The sequence below is a fragment of the Pseudomonas sp. 2hn genome, from assembly GCF_019646095.1.
GTDB lineage: Bacteria > Pseudomonadota > Gammaproteobacteria > Pseudomonadales > Pseudomonadaceae > Aquipseudomonas > Aquipseudomonas peradeniyensis.
The window spans coordinates 376,819-400,011 of record NZ_CP081016.1; the positions used below are offsets into that span (position 1 = coordinate 376,819).

A 23,193-nucleotide genomic window follows, 5' to 3' on the forward strand; every position below is an offset into this window, starting at 1 on the left:
CAACAAGGATTGCGTGACCATCGCGGTTTGCCTCAAAGTCCAGCCTTTGCCCCAGCAAGGCCGGACGCCATGCCCCACATCCTCATCGTCGAAGACGAATCCGCCATCGCCGACACCCTGGTCTACGCCCTGCAGGCCGACGGCCACAGCACCGAGTGGGTGAGCCTCGGCAGCGCCGCCGTCGAGCAGCAGCGCCTGCGCCCGGCCGACCTGGTGATCCTCGACATTGGCCTGCCCGACATCAGCGGCTTCGAGACCTGCCGCCAACTGCGCCGCTTCAGCGAGGTGCCGGTGATGTTCCTCAGCGCCCGCGACGCCGAGATCGACCGGGTGCTGGGCCTGGAGATCGGCGCCGACGACTATGTGGTCAAGCCCTTCAGCCCCCGTGAGGTGGCCGCGCGGGTGCGGGCCATCCTCAAGCGCATGACGCCCAGGTTGGAGGTGGCCAGCGAAAGCGCGCCGTTCCAGCTCGACACCCTGGCCATGCGCATCAGCTACCGTGGCCAGGCGCTGACGCTGACCCGCCACGAGTTCCGCCTGCTGCAGAGCCTGCTCGAGCAACCGCGCCGGGTATTCAGCCGCGAACAGCTGCTCGACGGCCTGGGCGTGGCCTCGGACGTCGGCTACGAGCGCACCATCGACAGCCATATCAAGAGCCTGCGCGCCAAGCTGCGCCAGGTCGCGCCCGACGCCGAGGCGATTCAGACCCACCGCGGCCTGGGCTACAGCTACAGCCCGGAACACGCCTGATGCGCCTGGGAATTCGCATCTTCCTGGTGTACTTCCTGTTCGTCGGCCTGGCGGGCTACTTTTTGCTCAACACGGTGCGCGAGCAGATCCGCCCGGTGGTGCGGCAATCCTCGGAAGAAACCCTGGTGGACACCGCCAACCTGCTGGCCGAGATCCTTCACGACGATGTGAAGAACGCCACCCTGACCCAGAGCCGCCTGTCGCAGGTGCTCGCCTCCTATGGCGAGCGGCGCCCCAGCGCGCAGATCTGGGGGCTGGCGAAGAACCAGGTCAGCCACCGCATCTACGTGACCGACGCCAAGGGCATCGTCCTGCTCGATTCCAGCGGCCAGGACCTGGGCAAGGACTACTCGCGGTGGAACGATGTCTACCTGACCCTGCGCGGGCAGTACGGCGCCCGCTCGACCCGCAGCGACCCGGACGACGAAAGCACCTCGGTGATGCATGTGGCGGCGCCGATTCTCGACCAGGGCCAGATCATCGGCGTGGTCACGGTGGCCAAGCCCAACAGCTCGTTGCAGCCCTACATCGACCGCTCCGAGCGGCGTCTGCTCACCCTCGGGCTGGGGTTGATCGTGCTGGGACTGCTGGTCGGCGCGGCGTTGTCGTGGTGGCTGACCCGCTCGCTGCGCCGGCTCACCCATTACGCTCAGGCGGTCAGCGAGGGCGAGCGCGCCGCGCTGCCGCACTACAAGGGCGGCGAGCTGTTGCAGCTGGCCACGGCGGTGGAGCGCATGCGCACCCAGCTGGAGGGCAAGGCCTATGTCGAGCGCTACGTGCATACGCTCACCCATGAGCTCAAGAGCCCGTTGGCGGCGATCCGCGGTGCCTCGGAGCTGCTGCAGGGCGACATGCCGCAAGAGCAGCGGGCGCGCTTCGCCGGCAATATCGAGCGTGAGAGCGAGCGCCTGCAGCAGATGATCGAGCGCCTGCTCAACCTGGCGCGGGTCGAGCAGATGCAGGCACTGGAAGATGAACAGCAGGTGGCGGTGGCGGCGCTGATCGACGAGCTGCTGCTGGCCCATGGCGCGCGGATCGACGGCGCCGGCCTGCAGGTGCGCCAGCGCATCCCGGCGGGTATCAGGTTGCTGTGCGATCCGTTCCTGATGCGCCAGGCGTTGGCCAACCTGCTGGACAACGCGCTGGATTTCACCCCCGAGCGAGGCGCGCTGGCCTTTGAGCTGGAGCGTGACGGCGAGCGGGTGGCCCTGAGCCTGTTCAACCAGGGGCAGGCGATTCCCGAGTACGCCCTGGGGCGGGTCAGCGAACGGTTCTATTCGTTGCCAAGGCCCGGGACCGGACGCAAGAGCACCGGGCTGGGGCTGAACTTCGTGGCCGAGGTGATGCAGCTGCACGGCGGGGCGCTGGCGGTGGATAACGTCGAGGGTGGGGTGCGGGTGCGACTCTGGCTGCCTGCGCGACGATACAGCTGACGGCCACGTCCCTGTAGGAGCGGGCTTGTCCCGCGATGAGGCCAGCCCAGGCAACATCACTGCCTGATCGGTCAAATCGCGGGACAAGCCCGCTCCCACAGGTTTTCTGCTGATTACGCCAATCTCCACACAATCTCCACATTCCCTCCCCGAGGGCTCCACGCGGCGGGCAGACACTGCCCCCATCGCAAACGGAGCCCAACCCCATGAACAAGACCCTAGGTTTCAAGCTTGGCCTGATCGCCGTGCTGATCCTGCTGCTGCTGATTCCCCTGCTGATGATCGGCGGCCTGATCGACGAGCGCCAGCAACTGCGCAACAACGTGCTGGGCGAGATCGCCGCGAGCTCCAGCTTCGACCAGCTGGTCAGCGGCCCGATACTGGTGGTGCCCTATCGCAAGTACGAGCGGCGCTGGATCGACAAGGACGGCACGAGCGTCCAGGAGACCACCACGATGCACGGCAATCTTTACTTCCTGCCGGAAACCTTCGCGATGGATGTGGGCGTCGATACCGAGCTGCGCGCCCGCGGCATCTACCAGGCGCGGCTGTTCCATGCCAAAAGCCAGATCAGTGGTCGTTTCAAGCTGCCAGAGCGCTGGGGGATCGAGAAGGACTACGACGACTACCGCTTCGACAAGCCGTTCCTGATGGTCGGCATCAGCGACATTCGTGGTATCGAGAACAGCCTGGAGCTCACCCTGGATGACCAGCGCCTGCCGTTCGAGGCCGGCAGCGGCGTCGACTGGTTACCCGGTGGCGTGCATGTGGCCCTGCCCCAGTTGAGCGACCAGAAGGCCCGCGAGTTCGACTACGCCTTCGACCTGGCGCTGCTGGGCACTGGCCAACTGGCGGTGCTGCCGGTCGGCCGCAGCACCACGGTGGACATGCGCGCCAACTGGCCGCACCCGAGCTTCGTCGGCAGCTACCTGCCCAGCCGCCGTGCCATCGATGAGAAGGGCTTCAGCGCCCACTGGCAGACCTCGTTCTTCGCCACCAACCTGGAAGAGTCCATGCGCCTTTGCGCGACCGTCGGCAAGTGTGGCGAATTCAACGAGCGTGCTTTTGGCGTCAGCTTCGTCGACCCGGTGGACCAGTACCTCAAGAGCGAACGGGCGATCAAGTATGCGCTGCTGTTCATCGCCCTGACCTTTGCCGGCTTCTTCCTGTTCGAGGTGCTCAAGAACCTCAGCGTGCACCCGGTGCAGTACATCCTGGTGGGCGTGGCCCTGGCGTTTTTCTACCTGTTGTTGCTGTCGCTGTCCGAGCACCTGGGGTTTGGCCTGGCCTATGGGCTGTCGGCGTCAGGGTGCGTGCTGCTGATTGGCTTCTACCTGGTTCATGTGCTGCGCAGCCTGGGGCGTGGGATTGGCTTTGCGGCGGGGCTGGCGGCGTTGTACGCGATGCTCTATGGGCTGCTTAGCGCCGAGGATTACGCGTTGCTGATGGGCTCGCTGCTGTGCTTTGGCCTGCTGGGCGTGTTCATGGTGCTGACCCGGCGGCTGGACTGGTCGCGGGTGGGGAGGGGGGTATGAGGGAGGATAGAGAGATCGGGCGGTGGTTGGCCCTTAAGATTGGAATGCTGTTTCCTGTAACACCGAGGTGAGACCTTCGCGGGTAAACCCGCTCCCACAGGATCTGTACTGTACCTGTGGGAGCGGGTTTACCCGCGAAGAGGCCCTTCAGCCTTGCGGCGCAGTGGCTAGCATCGACGCCCGCTGGCTGACCTCGGCATACCATGCCGCCAACCCAGGCTGCTGCTCACGCCAGCCAAACGCCGGCTGGCGCAGGTCCAGATACCCCAACGCACAAGCCACGCCAATCGCCGCCAGGTCGAACCCCGAGGCCAGCTCCGCTAGGTGCTCCTGTTCAAGATTGGCCAAGCTGCGGCGGATCTTCTCGCCCTGCGCCTGCACCCAACCGTCCCACTGCTTGTCCGTCGGGCGCAGGAAGGTCTCGTAGCGGGTGGCCACCGCCGCGTCCATGATCGCGTCGGCCTGGGAGGCCAGGGTCAGCCGGCGCCAGCGTGCCGAGCCCTCGCGGGGGATCAGCGGCAGGCCGACGTGCTGGCTGTCGAGGTATTCACAGATCACCCGGCTGTCGTGCAGCACGCTGCCGTCGTCCAGGCGCAGGGCCGGGATCTTGCCGATCGGGTTGCCCTGGTTGAGCTGCGCATCGCCGTTCACCGGGCTGATGTTCACGCCCTGCACGGTGACGCGGTCCAGCTGGCCGGTCTCGTGCAGCACGATCATCACCTTGCGCACGAACGGCGACAGCGGCGAATGGAACAGGATCATGGCTCAGTTGCCCTGCAGGCTGGGTGGCAGGCACACGCCGGTGCCGCCGATACCGCAGTAGCCTTGCGGGTTCTTGGCCAAGTACTGCTGGTGGTAGGCCTCGGCGAAGTACACGGTCGGCGCCTGGGCGATCTCGGTGGTGATCTCGCCGAAGCCGGCCTTGCCCAGCTCGGCCTGGAAGGCGGCCTTGCTCGCGTTGGCTTCATCGAGCTGCTGCGGCGAGGTGCAGTAGATCGCCGAGCGGTACTGGGTACCGACATCGTTGCCCTGGCGCATGCCCTGGGTCGGGTTGTGCAGCTCCCAGAACATCGCCAGCAGCTCGCGGTAGCTGACCCGGTTCTTGTCGAACACCACCAGCACCACCTCGGTGTGGCCGGTCAGGCCCGAGCAGACTTCCTCGTAGGTGGGGTTGGGGGTGAAACCGCCGGCATAGCCGACCACGGTGCTGACCACGCCTTCGCGCTGCCAGAAACGGCGCTCGGCGCCCCAGAAACAGCCCAGGCCGAAGATGGCGAAGTCGATGTCGCCTTCGAAGAACGGGCCGAGCAGCGGCGTGCCTTCGAACACGTAGTGGAACTCGGGCAGGGTCATCGGGGTTTCGCGGCCAGGCAGGGCCTGTTCTGCGGTGGGCAGGACGTTTTTGTTCACCAGGATTTCCGAACGCAGGGTCATGGCCGTTCCTCTATTTGATATTCAACAACCTGGGGCCGCAAAGCAGCCCCGGCAGGCAAGTGATGTCTATAGTGCCCGAGCTTTACGCCGCTGTCAGTCCACCGGACCACGGGGATAGCGGCGCAGTTTCTCGTTCAGCTCGCGCCCCGGGATCGGCCGGTCGAACAGGTAGCCCTGGCCGACGTCGCAGCGGTGCCGGCGCAGGAACGCCAGCTGCTCGGGCGTCTCGATTCCTTCGGCGACCACCTTGAGCTTGAGGTTATGGGCCATGGCCACCACCGCCGAGGTGATCTCCATGTCGTCCTGGTTGTCGGGGATCTCGTTGATGAAGCTGCGGTCGATCTTGATGATGTCGATCGGGAACTTCTTCAGGTAGCTCAGCGACGAGTAGCCGGTGCCGAAGTCGTCCATGGCCAGGGTCAGGCCCAGGGCCTTGAGCTCGTCGAGCTGGCGGTGGGTGTCCTCGGTGGCTTCCAGCAGCAGGCCTTCGGTCAGTTCCAGCTCCAGCAGGTGCGGCGGCAGGGCTTCTTCCTTGAGGATGCTGCCGATCGAACTGACCAGCTCGGGGTCGGAGAACTGCTTGGGCGACAGGTTGATGGCCACGTGCAGGTTGCCGAAGCCGGCTTCGCGCAGCTGCTGGCTCATGCGGCAGGACTGGCGCACCACCCACTTGCCGATGGGGATGATCAGGCCGGTTTCCTCGGCCACGCTGATGAACTGGTCGGGGCGGATCATGCCGCGCTCGGGGTGGTTCCAGCGCAGCAGCGCCTCCAGGCCGAGCAGGCGGCCGCTGCGCAGGCACAGCTTGGGCTGGTAGAACACTTCCAGTTCGTTCTGGGTCAGGGCGCGGCGCAGGTTGTTCTCGACGAACAGCTTGTAGCTGGCCTCGGCGTTGAGCACTTCGGTGAACACCTGGACCTGGTGCTTGCCGTTGGCCTTGGCCTTGTGCAGGGCCAGGCCCGCGTTCTTCATCAGGGTGGCCGGGTCGCTGCCGTGCAGCGGCGCGCAGGCCAGGCCCACGGAGGCGGTGACGTTGATCAGCTGGTTGTCGACGAACATTGGTTTGTCGAGGGTGCGCAGCAGCTGGTGGGCGACGCCCTGGCCGTCTTCCAGGTTGGTGTCGTCCAGCAGCACGGCGAACTCGTTGCTGGCGAAGCGCGCCAGGCTGCCGCCGTTGGCCAGGCTGTTGCGCAGGCGCCGGGCCAGGCTGATCAGCAGCTTGTCGCCGGTCTGGTGGCCGAGGCTGTCGTTGATCCGCTTGAAGTTGTCGATGTCCACCAGCAGCAGGCAGATGGGGCTGGCGCTGTCGCGGGCGAAGCGCTCGTCGAGGTTGCGGATGAACGCCGGGCGGTTGCCCAGGTTGGTCAGGTTGTCGGTGTAGGCCAGGCGCTCGATGCGCTGCTGGGCCAGCTTGGTCTGGGTGACATCCTCGTAGATGCCGATGTAGTGGGTCAGCTCGCGGTTGTCGCCGTACACCTTGGAGATCGACAGCTGGCCCCAGTAAGGCTCGAGGTTCTTGCGCCGGCTCTTGAACTCGCCCTGCCAGCTGTTGCCCATGGCCAGGCTCGACGGCGAGTCGAACAGCAGCTCGCTCAGGTTTTCCAGCGCCGGCAGTTCGGCCAGGTGATGGCCCTGGACCTCCTCGGTGCTGTACTGGGTGATCGCGGTGAAGCTGGGGTTGACGTATTCCACCACGCCGTCGCGATTGACCAGCAGGAAGGCGCTGGCGCTCTGTTCCACGGCGCGCTGGAACAGGTGCAGGGCGCTGGCGGCGGTACGCCGGTTGTGGTTGTTGATGACCTGGGCGAACTGGTCGGCCAACTCGCCGGCGAAGGCGATCTCGTCCGACTGCCAGGCCCGTGGCTGGCCGGTCTGCTCCAGGCACAGCACGCCGACCACCTGGCCGTCGATGCGGATACTGGCATCGAGCATGGCGTTGTCGTCGGTGCTGTACAGCGATTCGGCCATCTCGCGGGTGCGCGGGTCGTGGCTGGCGTTGTGGGCGTCGATGGCGCGGCTGGCGTGCAGGGCTTCCAGGTAGTCCGGGAAGCGGCTGGCGTCGATCGCCTCGGGCATGCGGTGCTGCTGTTCGCGGCGGTACCAGGCGCTGATCGGCTCCAGGCGCTGGTCGTTCAAGTACCAGATGCTGGCGCAGTCGACCTTGTAGATCTCGCAGGCGCTGCGGGTGATCAGCTCGGCGGCCTCGAGCAGCGAGTTGCCGATGCTGTAGCGCTGGCGGGCCAGGCGCAGGATCAGGTCCTGCTGGGCGCGGACCCGGTCCAGGTGTTCGAGCTGCTCCTGCTGGGCGCGCTGGTTCAGTTGCAGGGCCAGTTGCAGGCGGTTGTTGCGCGACTCCAGGTCATTGGCGTCGAGGTCCGGGGTGTCCTGGCGGTGGTCGTCGAACACTGTCAGGTAGCCGCGCAGCAGCTGGCGGTTGTGCTGCTTGTAGCTCTCCCCGACCTCCAGCAGGCGCAGTGGCGCCGGGCAGGCGTGCAGGGTATAGCGCACCCGGTAGTAGCCGCGCTGGGCCAGCTGCAGCTGGATCTCGTCGTGCAGCTTGTAGCGTGCTTCCGGCTCCATGAGGCTGGCGTAGGGCGAGCCGATCAGGGCGCAGAGTTCGGCGGCGGGCAGGCCGAACTGGCGGTCGCAGGCCGGGTCGAGGTAAAGCATGGCCCAGCTGGCTTCGTTCAGCCGCTCGAAACGCAGCATGCCGAGCCGCGAGGGCACGGGTAGCTGCGTCACGACCTCGGCCGCCACACGGCTGGCGGCATCGGGTTGGCTTTTCATCGAAGACTCGCTTGAACTGGGGCGCGGCCTGGAGCACGGCGCATCGGGCAAGGTTGCATCATGTCCCGTGGGCTGGCAAGCGGCCATGGGGGATGCTGTGAACAGGTTGTCGGCTGCTCTCGCAGAATCTGTAGGACCGGCGGGCGGCAGACTATCGCATCCCCCTGTAGGAGCGGCCTTGCGCCGCGAAAAGGAGGGCGCAGCGTTCCCGGCAATCCCAAGGCAAAAAAAGCCCCGCCAATTGGCGGGGTTGAGGTACGAGCGTGGCAGCTCGAAAACGGGGCTGCCCCTCCGGGGAGGGGCAGCGTGCAGCGTTACAGCAGCATGGTGCGGATATCGCCCAGCACGTCGCCCAGGCGCTTGGTGAAGCGCGCGGCGGCGGCGCCGTTGATCACACGGTGATCGTAGGACAGCGACAGCGGCAGCATCAGCTTCGGCTGGAAGGCCTTGCCGTCCCAGACCGGCTGCATGGTGGCCTTGGACACGCCGAGGATCGCCACCTCAGGCGCGTTGACGATCGGCGTGAAGCCGGTGCCGCCAATGTGGCCGAGGCTGGAGATGGTGAAGCAGGCGCCCTGCATCTCGTCGGCCGAAAGCTTCTTGGTGCGGGCTTTCTCGGCCAGCGCGGCAGCTTCGGCAGCCAGTTGCAGCAGGCTCTTCTGGTCGACGTTCTTGATCACCGGGACCAGCAGACCGTCCGGGGTGTCCACGGCGAAGCCGATGTGCACGTACTTCTTGCGGATGATCGCCTTGCCGCTTGGCGCCAGCGAGCTGTTGAAGTCCGGCAGTTCCTTGAGCAGGAAGGCGCAGGCCTTGAGCAGCAGCGGCAGCACGGTCAGCTTGACGCCCGCTTTCTCGGCCACGGCCTTCTGCGCGACGCGGAAGGCTTCCAGCTCGGTGATGTCGGCGGAGTCGAACTGGGTCACGTGCGGCACGTTCAGCCAGCTGCGGTGCAGGTTGGCGGCACCGACCTGCATCAGGCGGGTCAGGGCCACTTCTTCCACTTCACCGAACTTGCTGAAGTCCACGGCAGGGATCGGCGGGATGCCGGCGCCGCCGGTCGCACCGGCGGCTGCCGGCGCTTCCTTGGCCTTCTGCATCATGGCCTTGACGTAGACCTGCACGTCTTCCTTGAGGATACGGCCGTGCGGACCGGTGGCGGCAACTGCGCCCAGGTCGACGCCGAATTCACGGGCCAGCTGACGAACGGCCGGGCCTGCGTGGACCTTGGCGTTGCTGCCGGCGGCCGGCGCGGTGGCGACCGGAGCTGGAGCAGGCGCAGCAGCAGCCGGCGCGGCGGCGGCAGGTGCAGCGGCTGGGGCAGGAGCGGCAGCCGGAGCAGCAGCGGCCGGAGCCGGCGCTGCAGCAGGGGCGGCGCCTGCGGCCTTGATCTTGAAGATCAGGTCGCCGGTGCCCACTTCGTCTTCCAGCTTGCACAGCACGGCTTCGATCACACCGGCGCTAGGCGACGGGATTTCCATGGAGGCCTTGTCGGACTCCAGGGTGATCAGCGACTGGTCGGCTTCGACGGTGTCGCCGACCTTGACCATGACTTCGATGATCTTGGCCTTGCCCGACGAACCGATGTCCGGCACGTGGATGTCCTGCACGCTGGCGGCAGCCGGGGCTGCTGCAGGCGCAGGTGCGGCTTCAGCGGCCGGCGCTGGAGCGGCAGCAGCTGGTGCCGGAGCGGCGGCGGCCGGAGCCTCAGGCGCCGCAGCGGCGCCCTCGACTTCCAGGACCAGCAGCTCGTCGCCTTCTTTCAGGCGGTCGCCCAGCTTGACCTTCAGTTCCTTGACCACACCGGCCTTCGGCGCGGGGATCTCCATGGAGGCCTTGTCGGACTCCAGGGTCAACAGGCTCTGGTCAGCCTCGATACGGTCACCGACCTTGACGAACAGCTCGATGATTTCACCTTCACCGCTGCCGATGTCAGGTACGCGAATGAGTTCGCTCACTTAAAAATACTCCTCAGCAGTCCAGTGGGTTGCGCTTGTCCGGATCGATACCGAACTTGACGATGGCGTCAGCCACAACCTTGGGTTCGATCTCGCCACGGTCAGCCAGGGCTTCCAGGGCAGCCAGCACCACGAAGTGGCGGTCGACTTCGAAGAAGTGACGCAGCTTCTTGCGGCTGTCGCTGCGACCGTAGCCGTCGGTACCCAGGACCTTGAACTCTTTGCTCGGCACCCACTGGCGAATCTGCTCGGCGAACAGCTTCATGTAGTCGGTGGAGGCGATGACCGGGCCCTTGCGACCGGCCAGGCACTCTTCGACGTAGGTCTTCTGAGGCTTCTGGCCAGGCTTGAGGCGGTTGGCGCGTTCCACGGCCAGGCCGTCGCGACGCAGTTCGTTGAAGCTGGTGACGCTCCACACGTCGGCGCCGACGTTGAACTCTTCACGCAGGATCTTCGCGGCCTCGCGGACTTCGCGCAGGATGGTGCCGGAGCCCATCAGCTGTACGTGGTGCGCGGCTTCGCGGGTGTCTTCCTCGAGCAGGTACATGCCCTTGATGATGCCGTCCTCGACACCGGCCGGCATGGCTGGCTGCTGGTACGACTCGTTCATCACGGTGATGTAGTAGAAGATGTCCTGTTGCTCTTCGGTCATCTTCTTCATGCCGTCCTGGATGATCACCGCCAGCTCGTAGCCGTAGGTCGGATCGTAGGTGCGGCAGTTCGGGATGGTGCCCGCCATCATGTGGCTGTGACCGTCTTCGTGCTGCAGGCCTTCACCGTTGAGGGTGGTACGGCCGGCGGTACCGCCGATCAGGAAGCCACGGGTGCGGCTGTCGCCAGCGGCCCAGGCCAGGTCGCCGATACGCTGGAAGCCGAACATCGAATAGAAGATGTAGAACGGCAGCATCGGCTGGTTGTGGCAGCTGTACGAGGTACCGGCAGCGATGAACGACGACATGGCGCCGGCTTCGTTGATGCCCTCTTCGAGGATCTGGCCCTTCTTGTCTTCGCGGTAGAACATCACCTGGTCTTTATCGACTGGCTCGTAGAGCTGGCCGACCGACGAGTAGATGCCCAGCTGGCGGAACATGCCTTCCATACCGAAGGTACGGGCTTCGTCCGGGATGATCGGAACGATGCGCTGGCCGATGTCCTTGTCCTTGACCAGCTGCGCCAGGATGCGCACGAAGGCCATGGTGGTGGAGATTTCGCGGTCGCCCGAGCCGTCCAGGATCGCTTTCAGCGTTTCCAGTGGCGGGGTCGGCACGCTGAAGCTCTTGGCGCGGCGCTGTGGCACGAAACCGCCCAGGGCAGCACGGCGCTCGGCCAGGTACTTGGCTTCGGCAGACCCTTCTTCCGGCTTGAAGAACGGCAGGTTCTCCAGATCCGCATCCTTGACCGGGATGTCGAAGCGGTCACGGAAGTGACGCAGGCTGTCGACGTCGACCTTCTTGGTGTTGTGCGCGGTGTTCTTGGCTTCGCCGGCACCGGTACCGTAACCCTTGATGGTCTTGGCCAGGATGACGGTCGGCTGCTCTTTGTGGTTAACAGCCTGGTGGTACGCCGCGTAGACCTTGTACGGGTCGTGGCCGCCACGGTTGAGCTTCCAGATCTCGTCGTCGGACAGGTCTTCGACCATGGCCTTGAGCTCTGGGGTATTGAAGAAGTTCTCACGAACGTACGCGCCATCTTTGGCTTTGTAGTTCTGGTACTCGCCGTCGATGACTTCGTCCATGCGGCGCTGCAGGGCGCCATTGGTGTCCTTGGCCAACAGTGGGTCCCAGAAGCGGCCCCAGACCACCTTGTTGACGTTCCAGCCACCGCCACGGAACACGCCTTCGAGTTCCTGGATGATCTTGCCGTTGCCGCGAACCGGGCCGTCGAGGCGCTGCAGGTTGCAGTTGATGACGAAGATCAGGTTGTCCAGCTTCTCGCGGCCGGCCAGGGCGATTGCGCCCAGGGATTCCGGCTCGTCGCACTCGCCGTCGCCCATGAAGCACCAGACCTTCTGCTTGCCGGCCGGGATGAAGCCGCGCGCTTCCAGGTACTTCATGAAGCGAGCCTGGTAGATGGCCTGGATCGGACCCAGGCCCATCGATACGGTCGGGAACTGCCAGAAGTCAGGCATCAGCCATGGGTGCGGGTACGAAGACAGGCCGTTGCCGTCCACTTCCTGACGGAAGTTGTTCATCTGGTCTTCGCTGATGCGGCCTTCCATGAAGGCACGGGCGTAGACGCCTGGCGAGGCGTGGCCCTGGAAGAAGATCAGGTCGCCGCCGTGTTCGTCGGTCGGGGCCTGGAAGAAGTAGTTGAAGCCGATGTCGTACAGGGTGGCGCTGGAGGCGAAGCTGGAGATGTGTCCGCCCAGGTCCGAGTCTTTCAGGTTGGTGCGCATGACCATGGCCAGGGCGTTCCAACGCACCATCGAGCGGATGCGGCGTTCCATGAACAGGTCGCCAGGCATGCGTGCTTCGTGGGTGACAGGGATGGTGTTGCGGTACGGCGTGGTGATGGCATACGGCAGCTGGGAGCCACTACGGGTGGCCAGCTCGCCCATACGGGTCATCAGGTAATGAGCGCGGTCTTCGCCTTCTTTGTCGAGGACCGACTCCAGGGCATCCAGCCATTCCTGGGTTTCGATTGGATCGAGGTCTTGCATGGCTTGCTCCAGGGCGGAAAGGCCACCAGAATCGATGGCCTGAGTTTGCGACTGGCCTTATGGGCAGACGTCGTGAATTCTTGGATTACCGGACAGTCATCCGGCGCGGTGTAGTTTTACTACAAATGCTTTCTCATTTCATGCTTTGGCAGGTCATGAGTAGTAGTAAAACTACACAAATGCGACGTTTGGTCGCATCCCGGGTTGTGGGGAAAAACGTTCATGTTGGTTGGCGGTGTGTCGATAGCAGGTGAATCTTGATGGGTTTTGCCAAATTTTTGATTGTTTCAGCTATTTCCAACTTTTGTACGACAGTCCAACCGTGGTCCAACCCCCGTTTGACCTCTGCAACCGCTCTCTTTCACGCCGATCAAGGATAGACCATGCGCCTGCCTTTGCCGCTCGATCTGCCTGCCGCCCTCCAACCGCTGGTCGCTCGCAACCAGCAATTCCTGCGCGATGCCCTGGCAGGTCACCCTGACCTGGATCTGGATAGCCTGAGTGCCGAGCACCGAAACCAGTTCGACCAGGTCGCCGCCGCCAGCGACTTCGTCCTGGCCCAGGCCCAGCGTGAGCCGGCGATGCTGTTCGAGCTGCTGATCAGCGGCGTGATGGACCAGGCGTTCGCGCCTGGCCAGCTGCGCGCGCAGATCAACGCCGTGGCCCAGGCTGCCCAGAATGAGGACGAGCTGGCGCGCAACCTGCGCCGCGAGCGCAACCGCCAGCAACTGCGCATCATCTGGCGCGACATTACCCGCCAGGCCGCGTTGCCCGAAACCTGCCGCGACCTGTCCGACCTGGCCGATGCCAGCATCGACGAAGCCTATCAATGGCTGTACCCGCGCCACTGCCAGCAGTTCGGCACGCCCATCGGCAACCGCAGCGGCCAGCCGCAGCACCTGGTGGTGCTGGGCATGGGCAAGTTGGGCGCGGTGGAACTGAACCTGTCGTCCGACATCGACCTGATCTTCGCCTTCCCCGAGGGCGGCGAAACCGAAGGGGTCAAGCGCTCGCTAGACAATCAGGAGTTCTTCACCCGCCTGGGCCAGCGTCTGATCAAGGCGCTCGACCCGGTCACCGTGGACGGTTTCGTGTTCCGCGTCGACATGCGCCTGCGCCCCTATGGCTCGGCCGGCGCGCTGGTGCTCAGCTTCAATGCCCTGGAGCAGTACTACCAGGACCAGGGGCGCGACTGGGAGCGCTACGCCATGATCAAGGCGCGGGTGGTCGCCGGTGACCAGGTGGCCGGCGCGCAGCTGCAGGAGATGCTGCGGCCGTTCGTCTACCGGCGCTACCTGGACTTCTCCGCCATCGAGGCGCTGCGCACCATGAAGCAGCTGATCCAGCAGGAAGTGCGGCGCAAGGGCATGGCCGACAACATCAAGCTCGGTGCCGGCGGCATTCGCGAGGTGGAGTTCATCGCCCAGGCGTTCCAGCTGATTCACGGCGGGCGCGACCTGAGCCTGCAACAGCGGCCGTTGCTCAAGGTGCTGACCACCCTGGAAGGGCAGGGCTACCTGCCGCCGGCCGTGGTCGCCGAGCTGCGCGACGGCTATGAATTCCTGCGCTACACCGAGCACGCGATCCAGGCCATCGCCGACCGCCAGACCCAGATGCTGCCGGACGATCCGACCGACCGCGAGCGCATCGCCTACATGCTTGGCTTTGCCGACTGGGACAGCTTCCACGGGCAATTAGTGCACTGGCGTGGGCGCATCGACTGGCACTTTCGTCAGGTCATCGCCGACCCGGATGAAGACGAAGCCGAAGGCGAGCTGGTGGTCGGCGGCGAGTGGTCGCCCCTGTGGGAGCAGGCCCAGGATGAAGACGCCGCTTCCCGCCAACTGGAGGAAGCCGGCTTCCGGCAGCCGGCCGAGGCCCTGCGCCGCCTGGCCGCGCTGCGCGCCAGCCCGACCCTGCGCTCGATGCAGCGCATCGGTCGCGAGCGCTTGGACGCCTTCATTCCGCGGCTGCTGGCCCAGGCGGTCGAGCACGACAACCCCGACCTGGTGCTGGAGCGGGTGCTGCCATTGGTCGAGGCCGTGGCGCGGCGCTCTGCCTACCTGGTGCTGCTTACCGAGAACCCTGGCGCCCTGCGCCGCCTGCTGACCCTGTGCGCCGCCAGCCCGTGGATCGCCGAGCAGATGGCCCGCTACCCGCTGCTGCTCGACGAACTGCTCAACGAGGGCCGGTTGTTCAGCCCGCCGTTGGCGCCAGAGCTGGCCGCGGAGCTGCGCGAGCGCCTGACACGCATCCCCGAGGACGACCTGGAACAGCAGATGGAGGCCCTGCGTCACTTCAAGCTGGCCCACAGCCTGCGCGTGGCCGCCTCGGAGATCAGCGGCAACCTGCCGTTGATGAAGGTCAGCGATTATCTGACCTGGCTGGCCGAGGCGATTCTCGACCAGGTGCTGGCCCTGGCCTGGCGCCAGACCGTGGCGCGCCATGGCCAGCCAAAACGCAGCGACGGCAGCCTGTGCGACCCGGGCTTCATCATTGTCGGCTATGGCAAGGTCGGTGGCCTGGAGCTGGGTCACGGTTCGGACCTGGACCTGGTGTTCATCCACGATGGCGACCCGAATGCCGAAACCGACGGCGCGAAACCCATCGACAGCGCGCAGTTCTACACCCGCCTGGGCCAGCGCATCATCCACCTGCTGACCACCCAGACCAACTCCGGCCAGCTTTACGACGTGGACATGCGCCTGCGTCCGTCCGGCGCCTCGGGGCTGCTGGTCAGCTCGCTGGGCGCCTTCGAGCGCTATCAGCAGAACGAGGCCTGGACCTGGGAGCACCAGGCCTTGGTGCGGGCCCGCGTATTGGTGGGTTGCAAGCAGGTGGCGACGGCTTTCGAGGCAGTGCGGGCGCAGGTCCTCGGCCAGCCCCGCGACCTCGACAAGCTGCGCGTCGAAGTCAGCGAGATGCGCGCCAAGATGCGCGACAACCTGGGCACCAAGGCCACTGCCGCCGGCACCGCGGGCAACGCCTTCGAGGCCGGCCAGCCGTTCGATATCAAGCAGGATGCCGGCGGTATCGTGGATATCGAATTTATGGTGCAATACGCCGCTTTGGCCTGGTCCCACGACCACCCGGCCATACTGCGCTGGACCGACAACATCCGCATCCTCGAAGAGCTGGAGCAGGCCGGGCTGATGCCCGCCGCCGACGCCGTGCTGCTGCGCGAGGTGTACAAGGCGTTCCGCTCGGCGTCGCACCGCCAGGCCTTGCAGAAGCAGGCCGGGGTGATCGATGCGGCGCAGTTTGTCGATGAGCGTCGTGAGGTAAGGCGGATCTGGGGGCAGTTGGGCCTGGCCTGAGGTTGGTGCCGTCCCTGTGGGAGCGGGTTTACCCGCGAAGAAAGCGCCGCGGTGGCTGGCACGGGCTACGCCCGTGTTCGCGGGTAAACCCGCTCCCACAGGGGCCTCGATCACGAGCGAGTGCCACCGGTGGTACACTGTCCGCCACATAGCCTGAATATAAAGAGGGGAGGCCAGGTTGTAGCGCAGCCTGCAGCCTCCCCGAATGTTTCTGGATAAAGCATGAGAATACTGATCATTGGCCCCAGCTGGGTCGGCGACATGGTGATGGCGCAGACCCTGTTCCAGTGCCTCAAACAGCAGCACCCCGACTGCGTGATCGACGTCCTGGCCCCCGAGTGGAGCCGGCCGATCCTCGAGCGCATGCCCGAGGTGCGCCAGGCCTTGAGCTTCCCGCTCGGCCACGGCGCGCTGGAGCTGGCCACGCGCCGGCGCATCGGCAAGTCGCTGGCCGGTCAGTACGACCAGGCGATCCTGCTGCCCAACTCGCTCAAGTCGGCGCTGGTGCCGTATTTCGCCGGTATCCCCAAACGCACCGGCTGGCGCGGCGAGATGCGCTACCTGCTGCTCAACGACGTGCGCAAGCTGGACAAGGCCCGCTATCCGCTGATGATCGAGCGCTTCATGGCCCTGGCCTACGCAGCGGATGCCGAGCTGCCCAAGCCTTACCCGCGTCCGAGCCTGCAGATCGAAGCCGCCAGCCGCGAAGCCGCCCTGGCCAAGTTCGGCCTGGCGCTGGACCGTCCGGTGCTGGCGCTGTGTCCGGGCGCCGAGTTCGGCGAGGCCAAGCGCTGGCCGGCCGAGCATTACGCCGAGGTGGCCGACGCGATGATCCGCCAGGGCTGGCAGGTGTGGCTGTTCGGCTCGAAGAACGACCACCCGGTGGGCGAGCAGATTCGCGACCGGCTGATCCCGGGGCTGCGCGAGGAATCCTGCAACCTGGCGGGTGAAACCTCACTGGCCGAGGCCATCGACCTGATGTCCTGCGCCGATGCGGTGGTGTCCAACGACTCCGGCCTTATGCATGTGGCCGCCGCCCTCAACCGCCCCCTGGTGGCGGTGTACGGCTCGACCTCGCCGGGCTTCACCCCGCCGCTGGCCGACCAGGTGGAGGTGGTGCGCACCGGTATCGAGTGCAGCCCGTGCTTCGAGCGCACCTGCCGCTTCGGCCACTACAACTGCCTGCGCCTGCTGGAGCCGGCCAAGGTCATCGCCGCGCTGCAGGGCCTGGGCGGGCCGAACCTGATCGATACCGTGGTCGAGGTCGACTGAGTGCGGGTACTGATCATCAAGACCTCGTCGCTGGGCGATGTCATCCACACCCTGCCGGCGCTTACCGACGCCGCCCACGCCATCCCCGGCATCCGTTTCGACTGGGTGGTGGAAGAAGGCTTCGCCGAGATTCCCAGCTGGCATCCGGCAGTTGACCGGGTGATCCCGGTGGCGATCCGCCGCTGGCGCAAGAATCTCTGGCAGACGCTCAAGAGCGGCGAGTGGAAGGCGTTCAAGCAACGCCTGCGCGAACACAAGTACGACCTGGTGATCGACGCCCAGGGCCTGGTCAAGTCGGCCTGGCTGACGCGCTACGTGAAAGCGCCGGTGGCCGGCCTGGACCGTTACTCGGCCCGCGAGGGCTGGGCCAGCCGCTTCTACGACCGGCGTCTGTCGGTCGCTGTCGGCCAGCACGCCGTGGAGCGCGTGCGCCAGCTGTTCGCCCTGGCCCTGGCCTACGACCTGCCGGAAGGGCTGGGCGACTATGGCCTGGACCTCAACCGCCTGCAACTGCCGCCGGCCGCACCCTACGTGGTGTTCCTGCACGGCACCACCTGGGCCACCAAGCACTGGCCGGAGGCCTACTGGCGCGAGCTGGCCGAGCGCATGGGCCGGCGCAAGCTGCAGGTGATGCTGCCGTGGGGCAACCCGGCGGAAAAGGCCCGCGCCGAGCGCATTGCCCAAGGCTTGAACAACTGCCAGGTGCTCCCCAAGTTGAACCTGGCCGGCGTTGCCCGCGTGCTGGCGGCGGCCAAGGCCTGCGTGGCGGTGGACACCGGCCTCGGTCACCTGGCCGCTGCCCTGGATGTGCCGACCATCTCGCTGTTCGGCCCGACCAACCCTGGTCTGACTGGCGCCTACGGACGCGCCCAGATCCACCAGGCGAGCGACTTCCCCTGCGCCCCGTGCCTGCAGAAGAAGTGCACCTACAAACCGAGCGCCGAGGACCTGCGTCGGTTCGATCTCAAACGCGAGTGGCCGCTGTGCTTCACTCGCCTGAATCCCGAGCATGTGGCGGGCCGCTTGAGCGCGCTGCTGCTGGCTGAGGATGTTCGTTGATGCAACTGGCTTTTGTGCTCTACAAGTATTTCCCCTTTGGCGGGCTGCAGCGCGATTTCATGCGCATCGCCCTCGAGTGCCAGAAACGGGGCCATCAGATCCGCGTGTACACGCTGATCTGGGAAGGTGATATTCCACCGGGCTTCGAGGTGCTGGTGGCGCCGGTCAAGGCGCTGTTCAACCACCGCCGCAACGAGAAGCTCAGCGCCTGGATGGAAGCCGACCTGGCCAAGCGCCCGGTCGATCGCCTGATCGGCTTCAACAAGATGCCCGGCCTGGACGTCTACTACGCCGCCGACGGCTGTTTCGAGGACAAGGCCCAGACCCTGCGCGGCGGCCTGTACCGCCGCTGGGGTCGCTACCGCCATTTCGCCGAATACGAGCGGGCGGTGTTCGCCAGGGACGCGCGCACCGAGATCCTGATGATCTCCGAGGTGCAGCAGCCGCTGTTCATCAAGCACTACGGTACCCCCGAGGCGCGCTTCCACCTGCTGCCGCCGGGCATTTCCCAGGACCGCCGCCGCCCGGCCGACGCCGCGGCCATCCGCGCCGATTTCCGTCAGGAGTTCGGCGTGGCCGACGACGAACTGCTGCTGGTGCAGATCGGCTCGGGCTTCAAGACCAAGGGCGTGGACCGCAGCCTCAAGGCCCTGGCGGCGTTGCCGTCGGCCCTGCGCAAGCGTACCAGGCTGATGGTCATCGGCCAGGACGACCCCAAGCTGTTCCAGGTGCAGAGCACGGCGCTCGGCCTGGGCGAGCAGGTGCAGTTCCTCAAGGGCCGCAGCGACATTCCGCGTTTCCTGCTCGGTGCCGACCTGCTGATCCACCCGGCCTACAACGAGAACACCGGCACCGTGCTGCTTGAAGCGCTGGTCGCCGGCCTGCCGGTGCTGGTGTCCAAGGTCTGCGGCTATGCCCACTACATCGCCGAGGCCGACAGCGGCCTGGTGCTGGACGAGCCGTTCGAGCAGGAGCAGTTGAACCGTTACCTGCAACGCATGCTCGAAGACGCCGGGGCCCGTGCGGCCTGGTCGGACAACGGTGTGGCCTTCGCCGAGACCGCCGACCTGTACAGCATGCCGCAGCATGCCGCCGACGTGATCCTCGGTCAGGAGACCGCATGAAGCTGATACTGGCCGAACCGTTCAAGCGCCTGTGGGCCGGGCGCGACCCCTTCGAGGCCGTCGAGGCCCTGCAGGGCGAGGTGTACCGCGAGCTGGAAGGCCGCCGCACCCTGCGCACCGAGGTCGATGGCGCGGGCTTCTTCGTCAAGATCCACCGCGGCATCGGCTGGGGCGAGATCTTCAAGAACCTGTTCAGCGCCAAACTGCCAGTGCTCGGCGCCGGCCAGGAATGGCGGGCCATCCAGCGCCTGCATGAAGCCGGTGTGCCGACCATGACCGCAGTGGCCTACGGCGAGCGTGGCAGCAACCCGGCCACCCAGCACTCGTTCATCGTCACCGAGGAACTGGCGCCCACTGTCAGCCTGGAAGACTTCAGCATCGACTGGGTGAAGCAGCCGCCAGCGCCGCGCCTGAAGCGCGCGCTGATCGCCGAAGTGGCGAAGATGACCGGTGGCATGCATCGCGCCGGAGTCAACCACCGCGACTGCTATATCTGCCACTTCCTGCTGCACACCGACCGCCCGGTGACGCCGGAAGACTTCAAACTGTCGGTGATCGACCTGCACCGCGCCCAGACCCGGGCGAAGATCACCCGTCGCTGGCGTGACAAGGACCTGGCCGCCCTGTACTTCTCGGCGCTGGACATCGGCCTGACCCGCCGCGACAAGCTGCGCTTCCTGCGCGGCTACTTCCAGCGTCCGTTGCGCCAGGTGCTCAAGGACGAAGCCGCACTGCTCGCCTGGCTGGAGCGCAAGGCGCAGAAACTCTACGACCGCAAGCAACGTTACGGGGACGCACTCTGATGGCGAGCTGGAACCTGGCGCCCGAGTATGCGCACCTGGCGGCCGATTTCGGCAGTATCGACGCGGTGTTCGCCATTCAGGGCGAGCGCCTGACCCGCGACCCGCTGAGCGAGGTCATCCGCATCGAGCGCGATGGCGTCAACTACTACGTCAAGCGCTACACCGGCGCCGGCAAGCACATGCGCCGCTACCTGGGCCGGCCGCGGGTCAAGGCCGAGTGGCAGAACCTCAAGCAGTTCGCCAAGTGGGGCATCCCCACCGCCGATGTGGTCGCCTGGGGGCTCGAGCGGCAGGGCCTGGCCTTTGGCCGCGGGGCGATGATTACCCGCGAGCTGCCGCGCACCGAAGACCTCTCGGCGCTGGCCGAACGCAATGATCCGCGCCTGCGCGACGCCGCCTGGGTCGATCACGTCAGCCGCCAGCTGGCACGCCACACCCGGGTGATGCACGATCACCACTTCGCCCACAACGACCTTAAGTGGCGCAACCTGCTGGTCGACGACCAGGGCACGCTATTCTTCATCGATTGCCCGACCGGCGACTTCTGGCGTGGTTTCATGCTGCGCCACAGGCTGATCAAGGACCTGGCGTGCCTGGACAAGGTGGCCAAGTACCACCTGTCGGCGACCCAGCGCCTGCGCTTCTACCTGCAATACCGCGGACACGCGCGTCTGAACGCCCGTGACAAGAAGCGCATTCGCCAGGTGCTGAGCTTTTTCGAGGGAAGGGAATGACCGATTACCTGGCCAGTGCCGACCAGGCGCTGCTGCAACGGCACGGGCTGAGCGACTTCGACGCGCTGTGGGCCCTGCAGCTGGACGCCGTGGACGAACCCAACACCGGCCGTGGCGGCTGGAGCAGCGTGTTCCGCCTGGAGCTCGAGGGCAAGGGGTTCTACCTCAAGCGCCAGAGCGACTACTTCACCCGCAGCCTGCAGCGGCCCTTCGGCGAGCCGACCTTCGCCCGCGAGTTTCGCAACATCAGCCGCTACCAGAAGCTCGACATCCCCGCCCTGCAGGCGGTGTTCTATGGCGAGCGCAAGCAGGGTGGCGAGCACCGGGCGATTCTCATGACCCGGGCGCTGGACGAGTGGACCGACCTCGAACAACTGCTCGGCCGCTGGCCGCAGATGGATGCAGCGCAGCGCCAGGCGATCCTCCAGGCCTGTGGGCGGCTGGCCCGCACCCTGCACGGCGCCGGGCAGATGCACGGCTGCTTCTACCCCAAGCACATCTTCCTGCGCGAGCGGCGCGAGGGCTGGCAGGCCCAGCTGATCGACCTGGAAAAGACCCGTCCGCTGCTGTTCGGCATGCGTGACCGGGTCAAGGACCTGGAGCCGCTGCTGCGCCGCGCCCGGGCCTGGGATGAAGCGGACGTGCGCGTGCTGCTGGCGGCCTACCTGGAGCAGCCGGCGGACAGCGCCCTGGTATCCACCTGGCTGCAACGCCTGACCCAACGCCGTCGCCACAAAGAGGCCCGCTGATGCGCCTGTCCGAATTGAAGGAGGCCGGGCGCAGCCCGAGCCTGCCGCTGACCGTCACCCTCGCCGACGCCGCGGGCAGCGCCGACCTGCAGCTGCTCAGCCTGTTGCGCGTGCTGCCGGGCCAGCGTTATGTCGGCGCGGGTATCTGGCGTGGCACCAAGGTGCTGGCCAAGTTGCTGGTCGGTGGCAATGCCGCCCGGCACTTCCAGCGTGAGCGCGATGGCGCCCTGCTGATGGCCGAGCAAGGCCTGACCACGCCGCGTCTGCTGGCCGATGGCCTCAAGGAAGGCGAGGGCGGCTGGCTGTTGTTCGAATACCTCGACCACGCCGAGAGCCTGGGTGACGCCTGGGCCCGGGTGGAGCAGTTGCCGATGCTGGCCGACGAGCAGCACCTGGTGCTGGGCGAGGCCCTCACCGCCGTGGCGCAGATGCACGCCAAGGGCCTGTGGCAGGAAGACCTGCACCTGGACAACCTGCTGCGCCAGGACGGCCGGCTGTACCTGATCGACGGTGCCGGCATCAAGGCCGAGACCCCCGGCCAGCAGCTGTCGCGCCAGCGCGTGCTGGAAAACCTCGGGGTGTTCTTCGCCCAGTTGCCCAAGCGCCTGGAGCCGTTCATCGAGGAGGCGCTGGTGCACTACGTGCTGGCCAACGCCGAGCACGCGCTGCCGCTGGAAGCGCTGCACAAGCAGGTGGACAAGGTGCGCGCCTGGCGCCTGAAGGACTACCTGGACAAGGCCGGTCGCGAATGCACGCTGTTCAGCGTCGAGCGCAACCTGTCCGGGCTGCGGGCCATCCGCCGCAACGAGGTCGAAGCGATGCGTCCGGTGCTGGAGCAGGCCGATGCGCTGATCGATCAGGGCCACCTGTACAAGACCGGTGGCGCGGCCAGCGTGGCGCGTATCGAGGTGGCCGGGCGCAAGTTGGTGCTCAAGCGCTACAACATCAAGAACACCGCCCACTGGTTCAAGCGCTTCTGGCGCCCGAGCCGCGCCTGGCATTCGTGGATCGAAGGCCACCGCCTGGCGTTTCTCGACATCGCCACACCTCGGCCCCTGGCGGTGCTGGAGCAGCGGGTGATGGGGCTGCGCAGCACGGCCTACCTGGTGACCGAGTACGCCGACGGGCCGGACCTGATCGAATGCTTCGCGCCCTTCGTGGAGAGCGGCGAGGCGCCCGACGAGCAGGTCGAAGCCCTGGCGCGGGTGATGCAGCAGCTGATCCGCGAGCGCATCAGCCATGGCGACTTCAAGGGCCACAACCTGTTCTGGCAGGACGGCCAGTGGTCGCTGATCGACCTCGATGCCATGTGCCAGCATGCCACCCAGCTCAGCTTCGCCCCGGCCTTCGCCCGGGACCGGGCGCGGCTGCTGCGCAACTGGCCGAGGGACAGCGCGCTGCATCAGCGCTTGGACCAGGTGTTGCCGCGGTTGGCTGATTGAATGATCAGTTGAAGCGATCCCTGTAGGAGCGGCCTTGTGCCGCGAAAGGGCTGCGAAGCAGCCCCGGGATTTCAGCATTGTGGCAAAGATCGCCGGGGCTGCTTCGCAGCCCTTTCGCGGCACGAGGCCGCTCCTAC

Annotated in this window: 16 protein-coding genes; 11 read left to right on the forward strand and 5 right to left on the reverse strand. The window is 66.2% G+C overall.

Annotation, left to right across the window (positions count from 1 at the left end; genetic code table 11):
- Positions 1–69: 69 nt before the first annotated feature.
- The 3 genes from creB to creD all read left to right on the forward strand — a co-directional run bounded on the left by creB (position 70) and on the right by creD (position 3,718).
- A complete protein-coding gene (gene creB / locus K2O50_RS01785) occupies positions 70–750 on the forward strand; it encodes a two-component system response regulator CreB (protein ID WP_050703450.1) in 681 nt (226 codons plus the stop codon).
- Positions 750–2,183, forward strand: a complete 1,434-nt coding sequence (gene creC, locus K2O50_RS01790; protein WP_050703451.1) for a two-component system sensor histidine kinase CreC — start codon at positions 750–752, stop codon at positions 2,181–2,183. The genes creB and creC overlap by 1 nt, the downstream gene beginning before the upstream one ends.
- Before the next feature lie 206 nt (positions 2,184–2,389).
- Positions 2,390–3,718 carry a cell envelope integrity protein CreD gene (gene creD, locus K2O50_RS01795; protein ID WP_050703452.1) on the forward strand — a complete coding sequence of 443 codons (1,329 nt, stop codon included), beginning with the start codon at positions 2,390–2,392 and terminating at the stop codon, positions 3,716–3,718.
- 147 nt (positions 3,719–3,865) lie between these two features.
- Here the strand turns inward: creD and K2O50_RS01800 are convergent, their stop codons facing one another.
- From K2O50_RS01800 to aceE, 5 genes are all read right to left on the reverse strand, one after another.
- A complete protein-coding gene (locus K2O50_RS01800; protein WP_050703453.1) occupies positions 3,866–4,480 on the reverse strand; it encodes a glutathione S-transferase N-terminal domain-containing protein in 615 nt (204 codons plus the stop codon).
- Positions 4,481–4,483: 3 nt separating this feature from the next.
- Complete coding sequence (msrA, locus tag K2O50_RS01805; RefSeq protein WP_050703454.1) at positions 4,484–5,152, reverse strand: peptide-methionine (S)-S-oxide reductase MsrA; 669 nt, start codon at positions 5,150–5,152, stop codon at positions 4,484–4,486.
- Positions 5,153–5,245: 93 nt separating this feature from the next.
- The gene (locus tag K2O50_RS01810) at positions 5,246–7,939 is read right to left on the reverse strand and encodes a bifunctional diguanylate cyclase/phosphodiesterase (RefSeq protein WP_050703455.1); all 2,694 of its coding nucleotides are present in this window, start codon (positions 7,937–7,939) and stop codon (positions 5,246–5,248) included.
- Positions 7,940–8,253: 314 nt separating this feature from the next.
- A complete protein-coding gene (gene aceF, locus K2O50_RS01815; RefSeq protein WP_050703456.1) occupies positions 8,254–9,897 on the reverse strand; it encodes a dihydrolipoyllysine-residue acetyltransferase in 1,644 nt (547 codons plus the stop codon).
- 13 nt (positions 9,898–9,910) lie between these two features.
- A complete protein-coding gene (gene aceE / locus K2O50_RS01820; protein ID WP_050703457.1) occupies positions 9,911–12,556 on the reverse strand; it encodes a pyruvate dehydrogenase (acetyl-transferring), homodimeric type in 2,646 nt (881 codons plus the stop codon).
- A 383-nt stretch (positions 12,557–12,939) separates the two neighbouring features.
- On the opposite strand from aceE, the gene glnE reads away from it, so the two are divergent.
- The 8 genes from glnE (at position 12,940) to K2O50_RS01860 (ending at position 23,056) form a co-directional block, all read left to right on the forward strand.
- Complete coding sequence (gene glnE / locus K2O50_RS01825; protein ID WP_050703458.1) at positions 12,940–15,873, forward strand: bifunctional [glutamate--ammonia ligase]-adenylyl-L-tyrosine phosphorylase/[glutamate--ammonia-ligase] adenylyltransferase; 2,934 nt, start codon at positions 12,940–12,942, stop codon at positions 15,871–15,873.
- A 222-nt stretch (positions 15,874–16,095) separates the two neighbouring features.
- Positions 16,096–17,145, forward strand: coding sequence for a lipopolysaccharide heptosyltransferase II (gene waaF / locus K2O50_RS01830; protein ID WP_050703459.1), 1,050 nt, complete (start codon positions 16,096–16,098; stop codon positions 17,143–17,145).
- Positions 17,146–18,204: a lipopolysaccharide heptosyltransferase I gene (gene waaC / locus K2O50_RS01835; RefSeq protein ID WP_028689090.1), complete on the forward strand. Its 1,059-nt coding sequence runs from the start codon at positions 17,146–17,148 to the stop codon at positions 18,202–18,204.
- Complete coding sequence (locus tag K2O50_RS01840; RefSeq protein ID WP_050703460.1) at positions 18,204–19,328, forward strand: glycosyltransferase family 4 protein; 1,125 nt, start codon at positions 18,204–18,206, stop codon at positions 19,326–19,328. Before waaC ends, K2O50_RS01840 begins: the two co-directional genes overlap by 1 nt.
- Positions 19,325–20,131 (forward strand): lipopolysaccharide core heptose(I) kinase RfaP, encoded by an 807-nt coding sequence (rfaP, locus tag K2O50_RS01845; RefSeq protein WP_050703461.1) that lies wholly within the window; start codon positions 19,325–19,327, stop codon positions 20,129–20,131. The genes K2O50_RS01840 and rfaP overlap by 4 nt, the downstream gene beginning before the upstream one ends.
- On the forward strand, positions 20,131–20,865 hold the full coding sequence (locus K2O50_RS01850; RefSeq protein WP_050703462.1) for a lipopolysaccharide kinase InaA family protein: 735 nt from the start codon (positions 20,131–20,133) through the stop codon (positions 20,863–20,865). Before rfaP ends, K2O50_RS01850 begins: the two co-directional genes overlap by 1 nt.
- Positions 20,862–21,614: a lipopolysaccharide kinase InaA family protein gene (locus tag K2O50_RS01855; RefSeq protein WP_050703463.1), complete on the forward strand. Its 753-nt coding sequence runs from the start codon at positions 20,862–20,864 to the stop codon at positions 21,612–21,614. The genes K2O50_RS01850 and K2O50_RS01855 overlap by 4 nt, the downstream gene beginning before the upstream one ends.
- Entirely contained in the window at positions 21,614–23,056 is a 1,443-nt protein-coding gene (locus K2O50_RS01860) for a lipopolysaccharide kinase InaA family protein (RefSeq protein WP_050703464.1), read from the forward strand. The genes K2O50_RS01855 and K2O50_RS01860 overlap by 1 nt, the downstream gene beginning before the upstream one ends.
- Positions 23,057–23,193: the final 137 nt, after the last annotated feature.